General features: G+C 45.5%; 15 protein-coding genes. 6 read left to right on the plus strand and 9 right to left on the minus strand.

Features of this window, described 5'->3' with window-relative positions:
• Nucleotides 1–38 precede the first annotated feature (38 nt).
• The 4 genes from PSE7367_RS01960 to PSE7367_RS01975 all read right to left on the minus strand — a co-directional run bounded on the left by PSE7367_RS01960 (nucleotide 39) and on the right by PSE7367_RS01975 (nucleotide 3385).
• Nucleotides 39–734 (minus strand): superoxide dismutase family protein, encoded by a 696-nt coding sequence (locus PSE7367_RS01960; RefSeq protein ID WP_015163683.1) that lies wholly within the window; start codon nucleotides 732–734, stop codon nucleotides 39–41.
• 512 nt (nucleotides 735–1246) lie between these two features.
• Nucleotides 1247–1471: an NAD(P)H dehydrogenase subunit NdhS gene (locus PSE7367_RS01965; RefSeq protein ID WP_015163684.1), complete on the minus strand. Its 225-nt coding sequence runs from the start codon at nucleotides 1469–1471 to the stop codon at nucleotides 1247–1249.
• A 169-nt stretch (nucleotides 1472–1640) separates the two neighbouring features.
• Complete coding sequence (locus tag PSE7367_RS01970) at nucleotides 1641–2447, minus strand: hypothetical protein (protein ID WP_015163685.1); 807 nt, start codon at nucleotides 2445–2447, stop codon at nucleotides 1641–1643.
• Nucleotides 2444–3385 (minus strand): M15 family metallopeptidase, encoded by a 942-nt coding sequence (locus PSE7367_RS01975; protein ID WP_015163686.1) that lies wholly within the window; start codon nucleotides 3383–3385, stop codon nucleotides 2444–2446. The genes PSE7367_RS01970 and PSE7367_RS01975 overlap by 4 nt, the downstream gene beginning before the upstream one ends.
• A gap of 539 nt (nucleotides 3386–3924) precedes the next feature.
• Between PSE7367_RS01975 and PSE7367_RS21725 the strand changes: the two genes are divergently transcribed.
• Nucleotides 3925–4179, plus strand: coding sequence for a hypothetical protein (locus PSE7367_RS21725; RefSeq protein WP_015163687.1), 255 nt, complete (start codon nucleotides 3925–3927; stop codon nucleotides 4177–4179).
• A gap of 458 nt (nucleotides 4180–4637) precedes the next feature.
• A complete protein-coding gene (locus tag PSE7367_RS01980; protein WP_015163688.1) occupies nucleotides 4638–6122 on the plus strand; it encodes an Ig-like domain-containing domain in 1485 nt (494 codons plus the stop codon).
• A 13-nt stretch (nucleotides 6123–6135) separates the two neighbouring features.
• Here PSE7367_RS01980 and PSE7367_RS01985 read toward each other — a convergent pair whose 3' ends face one another.
• Nucleotides 6136–6792, minus strand: a complete 657-nt coding sequence (locus tag PSE7367_RS01985; protein ID WP_015163689.1) for an HAD family hydrolase — start codon at nucleotides 6790–6792, stop codon at nucleotides 6136–6138.
• Between the two features lie 86 nt (nucleotides 6793–6878).
• On the opposite strand from PSE7367_RS01985, the gene PSE7367_RS01990 reads away from it, so the two are divergent.
• The gene (locus PSE7367_RS01990) at nucleotides 6879–7094 is read left to right on the plus strand and encodes a hypothetical protein (RefSeq protein ID WP_015163690.1); all 216 of its coding nucleotides are present in this window, start codon (nucleotides 6879–6881) and stop codon (nucleotides 7092–7094) included.
• 35 nt (nucleotides 7095–7129) lie between these two features.
• Here PSE7367_RS01990 and PSE7367_RS01995 read toward each other — a convergent pair whose 3' ends face one another.
• Nucleotides 7130–9052 carry a DUF2779 domain-containing protein gene (locus PSE7367_RS01995; RefSeq protein ID WP_015163691.1) on the minus strand — a complete coding sequence of 641 codons (1923 nt, stop codon included), beginning with the start codon at nucleotides 9050–9052 and terminating at the stop codon, nucleotides 7130–7132.
• Nucleotides 9053–9647: 595 nt separating this feature from the next.
• Here PSE7367_RS01995 and PSE7367_RS02000 point away from each other — a divergent pair.
• Both PSE7367_RS02000 and PSE7367_RS02005 read left to right on the plus strand, forming a co-directional pair.
• Nucleotides 9648–9974 (plus strand): BMC domain-containing protein, encoded by a 327-nt coding sequence (locus tag PSE7367_RS02000; protein WP_015163692.1) that lies wholly within the window; start codon nucleotides 9648–9650, stop codon nucleotides 9972–9974.
• Between the two features lie 202 nt (nucleotides 9975–10176).
• Nucleotides 10177–10527 carry a carbon dioxide-concentrating mechanism protein CcmK gene (locus PSE7367_RS02005; RefSeq protein ID WP_015163693.1) on the plus strand — a complete coding sequence of 117 codons (351 nt, stop codon included), beginning with the start codon at nucleotides 10177–10179 and terminating at the stop codon, nucleotides 10525–10527.
• A 214-nt stretch (nucleotides 10528–10741) separates the two neighbouring features.
• On the opposite strand, the gene PSE7367_RS02010 is transcribed toward PSE7367_RS02005, so the two are convergent.
• Nucleotides 10742–11377: a chromophore lyase CpcT/CpeT gene (locus tag PSE7367_RS02010; RefSeq protein WP_015163694.1), complete on the minus strand. Its 636-nt coding sequence runs from the start codon at nucleotides 11375–11377 to the stop codon at nucleotides 10742–10744.
• A gap of 124 nt (nucleotides 11378–11501) precedes the next feature.
• Nucleotides 11502–11828 (minus strand): putative quinol monooxygenase, encoded by a 327-nt coding sequence (locus tag PSE7367_RS02015; RefSeq protein WP_156800322.1) that lies wholly within the window; start codon nucleotides 11826–11828, stop codon nucleotides 11502–11504.
• 101 nt (nucleotides 11829–11929) lie between these two features.
• Here PSE7367_RS02015 and PSE7367_RS02020 point away from each other — a divergent pair, with 101 nt between their 5' ends.
• A complete protein-coding gene (locus PSE7367_RS02020) occupies nucleotides 11930–12631 on the plus strand; it encodes a polysaccharide deacetylase family protein (protein ID WP_015163696.1) in 702 nt (233 codons plus the stop codon).
• Nucleotides 12632–12804: 173 nt separating this feature from the next.
• Here the strand turns inward: PSE7367_RS02020 and hrcA are convergent, their stop codons facing one another.
• Nucleotides 12805–13875: a heat-inducible transcriptional repressor HrcA gene (hrcA, locus tag PSE7367_RS02025; RefSeq protein WP_015163697.1), complete on the minus strand. Its 1071-nt coding sequence runs from the start codon at nucleotides 13873–13875 to the stop codon at nucleotides 12805–12807.
• Between the last annotated feature and the right edge of the window lie 456 nt (nucleotides 13876–14331).

Below are 14331 nucleotides of genomic sequence, written 5' to 3' on the forward strand. Positions count from 1 at the left end.
GTTCGAGTTAGATTAAGTTAACTTCAAGAACCGGCAAGCTATTCAGCCGCAGACACAACCCCACAGGCAACCCTGGTGTCGGCATCTACTCCAGGTATGGTGGTTACACCCGCCGCGCCAGCATGAATCAATACTGCCGTGCCAGCAGGGTGCAAGATGGAATTGGAGCTATCCCCCAAAGCTAAATCTGGTAATACCGCCGTTAAGACTCCTGTACCATCGCGGCTGATATTCAAATTGGGCAGATCGCCTGCCGCCCCGTGATCGTGGGCATCTAGGGCATTGCTGCTATGGGAGTTGTGGTGCATTGCCCCATGTTTATCACTAGCATGATTGGCATGGCTAGAACTATGACTGGGATTACTGGGATTAAAGTGTCCACCCGCACTCTTAAAATCAGGCGCTTCACATTTACCAACCTCATGAATATGGATTGCATGTTCGCCAGGGGCAAGGTTTTGTGCCTCAACGATCACCTCCAAACCTGCTTCAGTATCACGAAAAGAGGCCGTACCGACTAGCTGCCCTTCTATATCTTTAATCATCGCCATCGCCCCTTTATCACTATGGGCACTGTGGTTACTATGGCTATGCTCAGTTTGGTTTTGATCATGCTTATGCCCGGAATGTTGATCAGCATGGGCGGGAGCAATTGTGCTACTACCGATCGCAATTAATAAGCTAGTAGCAGCGATCGTAAAATGCTTGGTCTTGATTGAGTTGAAAATTTGCATGTTAATGAATGTGGCCGCTTAAGTTTGATTGATATTTGACCTGGTTACGAATTCATGCCAGGTGAAATCTCATAATTCTAGCACCAGATTTCATTGGTTGACATTGACGGTATGTCAATCCTGGCAATGGTTTAAGCCTTTTATCTTAACAATGCTTAAGCTGATTTGAGCTAGGGTTTAACCACTAAAGCTGATTATCACTATATCTATAACAAAATCCATAACAAAACAGGCAAAGACTACTTGCACGCTTGGCGATTGTCTTTGATTAATATCTTTTAAATGATTAATATCTTTCAAACAAGTTATTGAGCAAGATCGATAGAATTAATAAAATTATCAGTATCTACATCTACATTCAAATAGCTGATATTCCTACCAAAGAGGTCTCTTGCGCCAAGAACTATGCAGCACATACGCGATCGATCTGCCACATAATTTATGTAGGATTCATCTATTCAAGCAAGCTAGAAACACAATCGCCGCTACGAAAATTAGTAGCAAATAACAATTTATTTCTTTCTACCCTTATTCCGGCTCTCGGTGGCATCCATAACCGTTAGCTCATCAGGTCGGAAAGCGACTATTTTTTCCCAATTGCCACCGCTAAAAACTACGGCAACACGGCCATCACTGAACCTTTGCACCACACCTTCAAAGCCATAGTAGGTATCGCCTTGATTGCTTACCTTCACAGCGGAGCCAGGAAAGATAATTTCTGATGTAATTTCACTCATGGTGTTTTTTGTGTAATTAATTTGTGTAATTAACCTGTTGGCTAGAATTTTACAAGCAGAGTAATCGAAGCAGACTATTACTCTCAGCCGCTACTCAATCAGGCTTAAATTGGCAACTCTAATTATCTATCCTACATGGGGATTGGTGTTGCTATCCATAGCTTAAATTTTAAGCGATCAGCCGACTAGCCGAATCTGGCAAATTAGCATCGATCGCCCCATAGCATTCCGCCAGCGCCGCCCCCGATCGCATTTGCTCCACCAGAGCCTCATAGGCAGCGCTATACTCTTTGATCAGGGTGCGCGATCGTAGCAAAGCCCATCGCATCTCCATCTCTGGGTTTTTCTCTGGAGCCAATTCTTTCACCGCTGCCTTAAGCTGCCGCAGGTCATTCATGCCGCCAGTGTTACCAAGATCACCTGTCCAGGCATTTCCCGCTGAGCTGATCTGTGAGCTTGGGTTTGGATTTAACTCTGATGATTGTCGATCGCTAGCATCTAGATATTGCTCCGCCGCGATCCCCGCCATCCAAACCGTACAATAGCGAGATAACATTTGAGGTTGCTTAATTTGAGCCGGATCGACTTCCACTCCAGCTACTGCCATACCTGACATATTTGACATATTTGACATATTTGAGGGGGCGGAAAGTGGATCGAGGTTATAGCCAATAATCTTGAGACCAGACAGATAGGCAGCCAGGAAATGTCCGGCTTCGTGGTGCAAAATCCGCTCCATTCGCTCTGGCGATCGCCCCTCTAGCCAATTCAGCACAAAATTCGTACCGCGACCGGAAAAAGCACCTAGATCAATGCCATAAATAGCTAGGATCGCCACTGTGATCGCGGCAGTCAGCACAGGAGAAATACCAATCACTGGCCCCAGCAAAGCCATGATTGTGAGCGTAAAAATGCCGATCGCTATGATCGTGATATCAATTCCATCCTGATTAGGGTTAGGTGAATTATTATTCATCCTGCCCCCGCCGTTTCCGCTGGGGTATTCAGCCGATCTTTGGTCTTATAGAAAGTTTCCAGGCTATGGCGATCGCCCACAAAACGCCAATGCCAGGGCTCATAGGCAACGCCTTGTTTATTGTTGATCGGGAAAGACATTTCAAAGCCATAGCGAGCGCCGTTTTCCTGTAACCATTGAAATGCCGCCGTTTGCTCAAATTTCTGGGAAATGTGGGTACTGGGCACTGCTCCATCACCAATATCTACCGCATAGCCAGTGTGGTGTTCACTATAACCAGGTGGGGCACTAACTGTGGCGCGCTCGGAGGGGTTCTGGTTACGCTGCTGACCAATATTAAAAAACAACTGGTTTTGTTCGTCCTGGGTGCGAAACCCAGAGACCGCCACCAAATCTATGCCACTGGCTCTGGCATCATCTGACATCCGCAAAAAGCTTTCCGCTGCCGCCGATCGCAACCTGATTTCATAACCATCACTGGCTCTGGCGATCGTGGTTAGCTCTGCTGGCGATGCTTCGACATAGGCAAAATGCTTGATCGAGCTATTATTTTGATTATCAGGCAGCTCCACATAATCTGCTTCGATTTCCTGACCTTGGGCATCGGGGTTGCTGGTAAATGAGTCGGGGCGATCGGGTGAACCAGCTATATTTGTTTCATCTTGAATATTCTCTGTGGTGGCTGCTGCGACGCGATCGACAGGTGCTTTCTGGTTGGCCTTATTAGTTTGCTGAGCCGTATTGACCACCCCATCTCCAGGTGTGGCATTAGCCATGTAACGCATTACCACGATCGGTGAAAAAAGCGCCAGGATTACAACGGAATAGCCCCACCAGGGAATTGCTTTGAGCGATCGCGCCACCGGGTTAGTGTTAGACGATTTTTTCTCAGTATTTGATACGCGCTGAGCAACAGGAATATCGTTGGGAGAAGACATATGGTTGCTTTGGGTCAATGTTTAGATAGCAGGTTATAGCAGATATTCAGGTTTTGTGGTTGCAACTTTGATTGGTCAGATTCAGATATTGAAATATTGAAATATCGAACAGTCAAGCGGGCTAGATCGTTGCAAGTTAATCCAAATTCGTGCTGTAATTCCTGCACCAGGGGCATTAATCTATACATATTGCAAGATTGCACAGATTTACAGCAAACAGGCTAGATTGGATCATGGGTAATATACCTACAGTAACAGCCTAAATGCAACCATGAGAGGGAATAGTTTGGGCGACAATTTACGTTTAGTAACACTGCCGGAGAAATTTGATCGGTTTGATCGGTTTGATCAATGAGCGGAAAAGTTAGCGGCATACTTAAATAATTAATATAATTAATTGCATCAACTAATTAAAATTGCTGATCGGCAGTAGATCCGGCCTAAGAGCCTGAATCTCAGCGATCGCACTGATGACGCGGAACCGGATTGCCCCTAAAATCGACTCTAGTTGAAAAGGTATGTGTGAGGGAAGAAATAGGGTGAATTTCCGCGAGGCCTGTCAGCGATTTAGACGCTTGAGAATTTTGCTAAATCAATGTCAATCGGTCGGTTTTGGTTGCCATTTGTCGGTCTTTTGTTCGGAGCAGATCGCCAGAGAATTGTGGCAAGAGCGATCGGCATTGGCCTTGATGTTTGTGGGTGAATATCGCCGGATTGGGATTCAAAGTGATTCAGCGGCGATCGATTTCCAGGTACATCCCAATTTGTCGTTGCAACGGTATTTTGATATTTAGGTTTTGAATATTGTTTAATTCCAGAATCACGATGTCAATAATCTTAAATAGCAAACCTATAGTCGATCGCAGTTTGTATGTATGATTGATAATTTTTCCGATCATCCGATCATTTTAACAATCTGCAACGCTAGGTTTTATAACCGCGTAAACGCAACAATTACGATCGCTATGGAGCAATCAAGCAATCAATTGTACTGATGAAATAGCTATGTGCTATTAGATCATAACTATCAATAATTAAACCTGAGCCATTTACTATGCGGCACAACATAGCCAGTGGCTTTATTTTATTGCCTATAATAAGCGTTAATATAGTTTGCTATAGCTATCTATCTATGCATCTATCTACTATTTTGCCAACTTAAATCTTAAGGATTTGCAATCTAAACCAGGTAGATGATCGCTTGTCTTAAAACCATCAAATTCTTTGTAGTGGATTACTACAACGCTTAGATATGCAATCGAAAGGAATCAATCGCAGCCAACTATTCAACCAACCGATCGACAAGGTAGCGATCGGCTTGATGGTGATTTTAGGGGTGGCGATCGCGGCGCTATTGTTATTGGGCGATCGAACCAGGCCAGAGATACGTGAATTTAGCTGGCAAGATCAGCAAGTCGAGGCTGCTGATACCGCATTTGTGCTTACTTTCAATCGACCAATGGATCGAGAAAGCGTGGCCGCAAACCTGAGTATTACGCCAGAATTACCAGGCAGAATGAGTTGGGCGGGGCGACGGATGGCCTATACCCTCGATACCCCGGCGGTCTATGGCAATGAATACACGATCGAGCTAAAAGAGGCCTTCGATCGCTTTGCCGATGAGGTGGGTAATCATGTACCGATTGAGCCATTTACCACCACATTCTCTACCCCCAAGCCTTTACTTGCCTATATTGGTGGTGCTGAGGATGATGCCGGAAGATTAGTGATTTATGATCAGCAGAAGCAAGAGCGATTATTAATTTCGCCAGCAAATTTGAGCGTAACGGATTTTCGGGTTTATAGCGATCGGCGTAAGATCCTTTTTTCTGCGGTTGAGCGATTGGCCGATGGCAGCTTGGATGTGCTAGAGCAAAAGATCTATAGCGTTACCACTGGGCTAGGAGAGAATGCTGAGGATGTGGGTAAAGTTGAATTAATTTTAGACTCGCAGGAATACCAGAATTTTAAATTTGATCTGTCGGCAAATGATCAGGTTATTGTGGTGCAGCGGCTAGACAAGCGTAACCCTGGCAGATATGGATTATGGGTGTTGAGAGAAGGCATGCCGCTAGAACCATTAAACAATGAACCCGGTGGTGATTTTATGATTACGCCGGATAGTGATGCGGTGGCGATCGCCCAGGGCGAAGGGGTGGCGATCTTGCCGTTGGAACCGGAAGCGGAACCGTTGGATTTTTTGCCCCGCTTTGGCACGGTGCTTAGTTTCAGCAGTGATGGTACACAGGCCTTAACAATTAAGTTCAACAAAGACTTTACCCGATCGCTGTTTTTGGTCACGAATCAGGGCGTGCAGCAAGAACTGTTCACCACGGAAGGATCGATCCTGGGGGCGCAGTTCTCACCGAATAAGAAGCTTGCCTATTGCCTGCTGACCGATTTATATCAAAATGAGAATCTCTATCGAGAAATTCCCTATTTGGCGGCGATCGATATCCAAACTCAACAAATCACCCGCTTAATTGACCTGCCAGAACAACAGGACTTAGAGATCAATGTGGCTCCTGATGGCACGGCGATCGCCTTTGACGTGGTGTTGGAAAATCCTGATCAGCCCAACTATAGCGAGTCCGATCGCGGTGATGATGGCGTTAATGCACCAACTGCGCCAAGTCCACCCCAGCTAAAATTGCTCTCGCTGCCAGGGGCAAATTTGGAAAGTCCTGGCTTAATCTCGTTGAATCTGATTGGCTCTAATCCCAAATGGCTACCCTAGATTGGCTGGTTACTTAATTCACTAGCAGGCGATCGCAAATTGCTTTTAAGTCATTCGCATTCGCTAGATGGATCGCATTAATTCCCATGCTCTTAGCGGTTTCCACATGTTGCGGTGAATCATCGATATATAGCACCTGTTCTGGCTGCGCCGCCATTCCTGCCAGCACATGCTCAAATACATCCTGGTTAGGTTTCCTCAGGCCAATTAAATGGGAAAAGAAGCATTGCTCAAACAAAGCAAATAACTCTTTACATTCGTGCTCTACAGCATTTAAGTGCAAATCATTGATATTACTGAGTAAGCTAAGCCGATACTTCTTTTTTAGTTTTGCTAGCATTCCCACCCGATCGCCATACAAACCAACTAGCAGCGAATTCCAGGCATGATCGATCGCTTCATCGCTAGCCTCTAGCTTGAATTCACTACGAAGGCGATCGCGGAACTCGGCAGTCGAGATTTTGCCCGTCTCAAACAGCGAGAAAACCTCTGGCTGCTGGCGCAAGGAATATTCGATCGAATGAATGCTCTGGGGCGATCGCAGGCGGTTCATGCCCTCACCAAACTTAGCAAAGTCTAGCTCATACAGCACTCCACCTAGATCAAAAAGGATCTGCTGTAAATGCCCTATACTATTAGGATCATTAAAAAAAGTTTGTGGATCGCTCATCGCTGGAAAATTTTTAATCACCGCATATTAATAAATTGATGCATATAGTAAATCTTTAGCACTAGTTATGTGCAGGAATAAAATTTATGTCAAAACACCCCCAAAACAATAACAACAAACAGCTAGGCACCACCGCAACCATCTTCCTATACATCTTTGGTTTTTTGCTGATCATTACTGCGATCATTATTGTGCTCAGGGGAGCCGGTCTAATCGATTGGCTACCAGACTATGCGCTCTGGGCGATCGGCCTGGGGGTGATCGGGGTGGGGATTATTGCTGGGATTCGTAGCGTTACTTAACTTAGATCTTTACAAGACTTAGATCTTTACAAGACTTAGATTTTTGCTAAAGCTTGATCAGCCGCATTCTCTGAAGCTAAATAATGCCAATGCAACCAGATCACCACCATCGCCAATGTATCCAGGCAGCAATATTGCTTTAATAGCTCTGTCCACTTGGCCTGCAAATCTGGGCGATCGCGGCTTTGGCCATAGAGAATCTCCTGGTAGGCCAGCATCGCTTCTGTGCCTTCCTTAATTCCCACCGATCGATCGCTAATCTCTAAATTCGGCAGCGCCTCGTAGGGGCTGAGAATCCGATCGCCTTCCTTTTTGAAATAGTCCTTTAGCCAGTTCAATTCATGTAAATAGGAATTGGTCTTCCAGATTGCCGGCAAAACGCATTTTAGCGAAGTTCGCGCCTTCATCAACGGATGGAAATAATGCTCCAGGGTGATCGCATACATATCCTTGAGCTTGGATTTGCCCTTCTTCTTAATTTGCGCCGTACTGCGCAGCCATTGCTTTAGTTCAGGATCTTCATAGCCATAGATTTCCATTTGATTATGAATATCCCTCAGCACCGCGTTTTCATGGGGAGCCCAGGTAAAGATCGTGCCCTTTGTGCCCAATTGCTCCATCAGGGCTCTGGCAAACTTAAAATTAGGGAATTGATCGCTGGTGTTCAGCCAATCGGTATGGATCGGTTCCGCATCCGGCTCCGGGATGGTATGGCAACTCCATTGAAAAGCAACTCGCTCAAAGGGCGGCATTTGTTTATTAGGGGCGATCGCCAACCGCGAAGTTTCAAAATCAATAAAATGGAGCGGATATTTACACCGGGTTAAAATCTCTGGCAATTGCCCAGAAATCCATTCGCTATTTTCGCTGGTGTGTTTTAGTTGCACTAATTGCCTGGCTCGATAAACACTCTCTTCCAGCAACTCCGGTGGTAAGTCAAACATACTCACATTACCCTGCTGGATCATCTCATTCACCAGTGGTGTACGCACGCCACCAACCCGGCCAATGTGATAGAGATCGAGGATGTGTGGTTCTACTTCCGCCAGCTCCTGCCAGCATTCTTTGAAGCCATCCCGATCGTCATGGGGCGAGGCGCGATATTCGCAGTTTTTGCACCCCTTATCGATCGGTGTTTCAATCTTTTCCAGCCCGTCCACAATGCTATTGAGATAGGTTTGAACATTGCTAACTACCCTGGGCAAAAGCTCTGCTACTTCTGATTTGATGTTTACTAACGCTAAAGATGGGTGCTTTCTAAGTTGTTCTAATTGCTGTTGATCGCCCAGGAATTGCACATCCACGCCACTGAAACTGGAGGGAGTAGCTTGCGATTTAGTTTTAGTGATTTTAAACAGATCCGCAAGATTATCGATCGCGGTGGGCTGAGCCAAGTCCGGCATCATGAAATGGGGAATAATTTCTAGATTTGGCGATCGCTGTCCCATTTGCACCAATAGCTCTTGCAGGGTATGGACTTGAAATGCCATTTCTTCGATCGCATTGCGCCAGAGGCTATTTACGCTGCGATCGCGCTTACTGCGAAAAATATTCAGACCACGGGCTTGCTCAAGCTTGGCATTTTCTTCGCTATTAAATGCCTTGACCCGGACTTCAATTAACTCAATGCGATCGCCCCGTTTGACTAAAATATCCGGCCTGATTAATTTATAGTTGGCAAAAATGACCGGTTCAAATAACACTACATTTTCCTTAGCCAGTTCTTGCTGGGTTTGGGCAATGCCCTGCTCAAAGCTTTGATCCACCACAATCGCAATTCCATCGGGATAGAGCAAGCGGGCGGTTTTAGCAATGATAAATCGACCATCCGACAACATGCGGGAGTAGTTATCCTGGCGATTGCCACGGGGATATCCCTGTTTACGGTAGTAGAGCTTAGTGGCACAACTTTTTGCTGTTTTATAGTCAAACCGGGACAGATAAGTGATCTCAGTCATGTATTGAGTAAATTGATTAGCAATTTAAGTTATTTGTGCCGGACTTGACCGTAGGCTAAAGAGGCGATTGGAACGTAGATATGATGATAGTACAAAAACTGGACTGAGCTAAATTATGGCTGTTGCAGATTAGCAATGGTTGGGAAATTAGAGCGTCTGGCATCACCATCACCAAATTAAACAATGCCAAATTGTGAGCGATCGCTCTTGCGATTAGTAAAGATTAACTAAAGATTAAACAGATTAAATCAATCTAGTCCCATTTAGACCATAGAATTAGTCTTATGCACTGCATTGATATTTACCAATTAAAAAGACTTGTGCTGGGATTGACCAATTTTGGCTAGTCGCAGTTTAATCGAGATCTAGTCGATCGGCCTTTAATTGTATTCACTTATTGCATCAGTGCCTGGTTATTACTAATATTAATATTTGTTGGCTAAGTTTAGTAGGGTATTATCCAGCCCGATAACTGGGTATGCAAGCGATCGAGCCTTGCTAATCGCTAAACAATGTTCCTGTTCCTAATAGTTAGACTGCAATAATTTCGATCGGATCAAAATCAACCTTCATAAAAATGCTGAGGAGTTAGTTTGTGCCAGTAGCGGTTGGAGTAGTTCAAACACAGGGATTTCCCACAGTGCTTGCGGTAGCGGATGCCGGAGTTAAGGCTGGTCGGGTGACGGTGGCGATCCAGGAGACGGCCGAAAGTGGCCAACAATTTGTGGTCTTTCGGGGTAGCATTTCCGAAGTCAAGGCGGCGATGGCGGCGGGTGTGGCGGCTGGACAAGAAACTCCCGGCGAATATAGCGAGGTTGTAACCCACTACATTGTGCCCAATCCACCGGAGAATTTGATTGATGTGCTGCCGCTCAATTATGTGGCGGCTTCGGAGCCATTCCGGGAAAATCCAGGCAAGTAGTCAGGTAAGTAGTAGTAGTGCATAGTTAAGGCGATCGCCTGGGATTAGGTAGGCAATAACTAGTAAAATTACGATCGCTTAGATGATGAGATTGTGAGCACTGCATCTAATTCTTTTTAGACAGCTAGGCTAAACGTCTAAACTTGGGAATTTAAGCATAAACGCAATTATAGAATTTCAACATAGAAAAACGAGAGAAAGTATGACTCAACAAGCAGTAGGTGCATTAGAAACAAAAGGCTTCCCAGGGATTGTGGGTGCGGCTGATGCGATGGTCAAGGCAGGTAGAGTAACTCTGGTGGGCTACATGCGTTGCGGTAGTGCCCGATTTGTGATCGTGATTCGGGGCGATGTCTCGGAAGTGAAAACCGCGATGGATGCTGGCGTATATGCGGTGGAGAATCATGTCTATGGCGGTGTGCTAGAATCCTGGGTGATTATCCCCAGACCCCACGAAAATGTGGTGGCAGTGTTGCCAATTCAATATACAGAAGAAACCCAAATCTATCGGGATGCGGTTGAAGGAATCAAGGTTCTACCCAGTCGCGGTTAGTGCTTCTAGCCCGATCATGTCACGGGTTTAGCGATCTTAGGTATGGCGATCGCTGAGCTTGAAACCTAATCTAGGGTGTAGTAGTCAACCATGAAAATTATGATCGGTGCTGCTCCGATTGAGTAAATACCCGATCTCGATTGCAGCCGCTTAGATTTCGACTGGTCAACCACTAGATATTAATAGGCTGAATAAATTGCAAAGCTGGCTTCAGCTAAAAACTGGCAGCCTGATTGATCTCTGCGATCTCCGAGCCATAGTCCTGCTGTTTGATCAGGTGATATGGACCCATGATCGCCCCCCAGATTGCCGCCCCGGTATCGGGATTAATGCCCCGATCGAAACTTTTGAAATAATCTGCCGCCGCCTCAAACCCCAGCATCACCTGCTTAGTCTCGCCCTGATAGCGAAAACAGCATTTACTACCTGGTAATAACTCCGCGGCAAAGCTCCTGATCTGGCCAGCGATTTGAGCGATCGAGATGCCTAGAGTACATCCTGGCAGCGCTTCAATGTGCTCGATCTTCAATTTAGATAGTAATTCCGGGTTTTGGCCAGCGCCAATCCAATCCTGTGGCTGCTTGAACGCATAATAGTTGGCTCGCAATGCGCCATTTACCTCGCTGAGCTGAATCAAGCGTTGACGATAAATATTTTCTGGATTGAGGCCACTGGCCTGCTCAGCAAATAAAAACACCCCACCCAACGCCCCCAAAGAAGTGGCGGGAATTGGGCGTTGCCACAATCGCAAATTTACATACCAGACCGGTTCAGCACTTGCCTGGGCTTGATTGGAAAACTCGCCTGCCATCCATTTGGCCAGGGTGAGCAGATTGTTTGAATAACTCATTTAGTTGCACTTTTAGCCGATCGATGTGACTGATGATTAATAATTAATATGCCTTGATGAGTATATGCCAAGAAACTGATTTTTATCGCAATTTGGCGATCGAAAGTTGCTAAATCTAAAATTTCTAAATCTCAGGGGGCAATCGTTTCAGTCTTTTGATGATCACCTCTCCGGCCAGCCAGGTTTTATACTTTTCAAAAACCTGTTTAGTATAGGCTTGGGCATGATGGAAATTGAATGCCGCCTCATCTGCAAAAATTTCGTAGAGGTAGAGGATCGGCTCCGCCTCGTCGTAGTCTACCCCATCATAATCAGTGTGCAAGGTAAACATCTCACACCCTTCTTCAGCTAGAGTCTGTGGCAAGATCGCCAAGATTGCTTGTTTGGCATCTGCAAAGAATTCTGGTTTCACCGAAATGGTTGCAAAAGCATAGTATCGAAGGTCTGTCATCATTTGGGTCCTTTCTAGTTTTTTAAAGACAAAAAGCTTTTAATGCTCAAACACTCTCAAACATACCGACCTGCTCACACCCATTACATTTCACATATCACATGCAATTAGCCTTCCTCTACCCCCACATTCATCAAATTCTGGCTCCCATGTTTGCCGATTGCCTGTGGTCAGCCCCAAGCAACGATCGCACTCAGCCAATTGTGGCACTTACCTTTGATGATGGCCCCCATCCAGAACATACTCAGCCTTTGGTTGAAGTGCTAGCCAAGCATAAAATTACGGCCAGTTTTTTCTGGCTCGGTAGCCTGGTAGAGCGATCGCCGCAACTCGCCCAAATCATTCATCAACAGGGTCACTGGCTGGGGATTCACGGCTATGAGCATAAATCATTTCCGTTTTTGAGCAAGGTTGAACTAGAGCAAAGTTTAGCTAAAACCCGCCAAGCGATCGCCCAGGCTTGCAGTCTTGATCCCGACTTAATTAGAGACGTGCGCCCACCCAATGGCTTGTTTATGCCACAGACCTTACAACTATTGCACCAATGGCAATATCGACCAGTGATGTGGAGCATTGTGCCCGAAGATTGGGTCAGACCAGGAATCGATCTGGTGGTTGAACGAGTCATGCAGCAGGTTACAAATGGGTCAGTGATAGTCTTACACGATGGCTATTATGGCGGTGAAGACGTGGCCGCAACCGTCGATCGCCTTGTGCCCAAATTACGATCGCAGGGTTATGAATTTGTAACGATCGATCAGCTCTGGCAACTGCATCGCAATGAAAAAGTTAGCAGTTCGTGATTTTTTCTTCCAGATCTAAGCAAGATTGAGCCCTAATAATTTTGTGGCAACCGAGATGGCAACCGAGGAGATGATTAATACTCAATTGATCTTTGCAAGCATTTCTAAAGATCATGATCGCATCTACAAGCTCTCATCACCAATTCTTCAACTGAATCTAGCGCAAAATTAGATCAACTAACCAGCTTGATTGCTTCAGCCAAGTGGGATGCAGTGGCTTCTACTGAGGCGATCGCATTTTCATAATTCATTCTGGTTGGCCCAAGCACCCCCACACTGCCCACCGCAGTATTGGCATATTTATAGTCACAGTAAATTAGGGCGCAATTTTGGATCGCCTCTAGATCAATTTCGGTGCCAATTTTGACCGATACGGCATTGGCCAGGCTGGGTTGCGATTGCTGGGAAATTAATGGAAACAGTCGATCGCGCTCACCTTCTAAGATCTCAATTACTGACTGAAGCTGGCTTAGTTCATTGAATTCCGGCTGTTGCAAAATTTCGCGGATACCACTGATAAATAGCTGTCCCATTGCTGGGGTTTGGCAGACCGAGGTTAGCTGCTTGAGTGACTCCTCAATAAAGTCGGTATATTGCAAAAACTGCCGATCGAGCTCCTGCCAGGGCAACAGATAATCAAACTCGGCCAGGTTTTGATCCTGAATCTGACTATTAATAAAATTGCTAATTGTCTGTAGCTCTGACTCTAGTGTTTTAGAACTCAGCTCCGGGGGCAAGTCCATCAAAACCGAAACTGTGTCATAGGAATCACTTATGGCGATCGCCATCACTTTGCGATCGTCCACCGGCACCAGTTGAATATGCTTAATTCTGGCCATGCGCCCACTAGGAGCCGTAATCAAGGCAATGCAACCAGTGAGGGTAGCCAAAATCTGAGTAAGATTGTGCAACATGATTTCCAAGCTTTGGCGGCCAATTAGCTCAGTGCGCTGCAACAAAATCCGGCTGGCGGTTTCCGCTTGAAGACTGTTGGGGGAAATTAATTCATCTACATAAATGCGATAACCAGAATTAGAAGGCACGCGCCCCGCAGAAGTATGCGGCTGATACAAAAAACCAGAACGATCGAGCGCCCCCATCACGTTACGAATTGTGGCAGGCGAAATCTTAAAATCATATTCATTGACCAAAACTTTAGAACCCACTGGCTCTGCTGTGGCAATGTAGTGATTGATGGTGGCCCAAAGCACCTTTTGTTCACGATTGTTTAACTTAGCTTTCATGGCAATTAAACAAATATCAACTTGACGATCGCCCTAGCTCATTCGTCTGGCCGATGCTGAATCTATAGTCACTCAGGAAAATAACCAAAATAACCATAGCGCCGATTCAGGATTGCCACAACCGCTACTAGAATGATTAGCTAAACCAATTTATCCTCTTTATCCTCAAACCTTAAAACTTTCTTGTAACTTGGCCACGACCTGTAAATTAGTCTAGGATTAAAAACTATCTTAATCAATACATAACTATAGTAGAGCCTAGATTGGTTAATTCGGCCTGACCTAGTTAACGAAAATATCATAAACAAGTGAGATTTACTTAACTGCTAAGCAGGGCATTCTAAGCAAAGCATTTTACTTACTGTTTGCACCGATCGAGTTAGAATGGCAAACTAATGTAAATGTTGCCGAGCTTATATTCATTTAGTATCCATTAGTATCCATTTAGCAAACTAT

The organism is Pseudanabaena sp. PCC 7367 (assembly GCF_000317065.1).
GTDB classification, from domain to species: Bacteria; Cyanobacteriota; Cyanobacteriia; order Pseudanabaenales; family Pseudanabaenaceae; genus Thalassoporum; species Thalassoporum mexicanum.

Excerpts from the sequence above, each read along its gene's own strand:
- PSE7367_RS01960 (WP_015163683.1), bottom strand. The coding sequence starts at position 734 with ATGCAAATTTTCAACTCAATCAAGACCAAGCATTTTACGATCGCTGCT.
- PSE7367_RS01965 (WP_015163684.1), bottom strand. The coding sequence starts at position 1,471 with ATGAGTGAAATTACATCAGAAATTATCTTTCCTGGCTCCGCTGTGAAG.
- PSE7367_RS01970 (WP_015163685.1), bottom strand. The coding sequence starts at position 2,447 with ATGAATAATAATTCACCTAACCCTAATCAGGATGGAATTGATATCACG.
- PSE7367_RS01975 (WP_015163686.1), bottom strand. The coding sequence starts at position 3,385 with ATGTCTTCTCCCAACGATATTCCTGTTGCTCAGCGCGTATCAAATACT.
- PSE7367_RS01980 (WP_015163688.1), top strand. The coding sequence starts at position 4,638 with ATGCAATCGAAAGGAATCAATCGCAGCCAACTATTCAACCAACCGATC.
- PSE7367_RS01985 (WP_015163689.1), bottom strand. The coding sequence starts at position 6,792 with ATGAGCGATCCACAAACTTTTTTTAATGATCCTAATAGTATAGGGCAT.
- PSE7367_RS01990 (WP_015163690.1), top strand. The coding sequence starts at position 6,879 with ATGTCAAAACACCCCCAAAACAATAACAACAAACAGCTAGGCACCACC.
- PSE7367_RS01995 (WP_015163691.1), bottom strand. The coding sequence starts at position 9,052 with ATGACTGAGATCACTTATCTGTCCCGGTTTGACTATAAAACAGCAAAA.
- PSE7367_RS02005 (WP_015163693.1), top strand. The coding sequence starts at position 10,177 with ATGACTCAACAAGCAGTAGGTGCATTAGAAACAAAAGGCTTCCCAGGG.
- PSE7367_RS02010 (WP_015163694.1), bottom strand. The coding sequence starts at position 11,377 with ATGAGTTATTCAAACAATCTGCTCACCCTGGCCAAATGGATGGCAGGC.
- PSE7367_RS02015 (WP_156800322.1), bottom strand. The coding sequence starts at position 11,828 with ATGACAGACCTTCGATACTATGCTTTTGCAACCATTTCGGTGAAACCA.
- PSE7367_RS02020 (WP_015163696.1), top strand. The coding sequence starts at position 11,930 with ATGCAATTAGCCTTCCTCTACCCCCACATTCATCAAATTCTGGCTCCC.
- hrcA (WP_015163697.1), bottom strand. The coding sequence starts at position 13,875 with ATGAAAGCTAAGTTAAACAATCGTGAACAAAAGGTGCTTTGGGCCACC.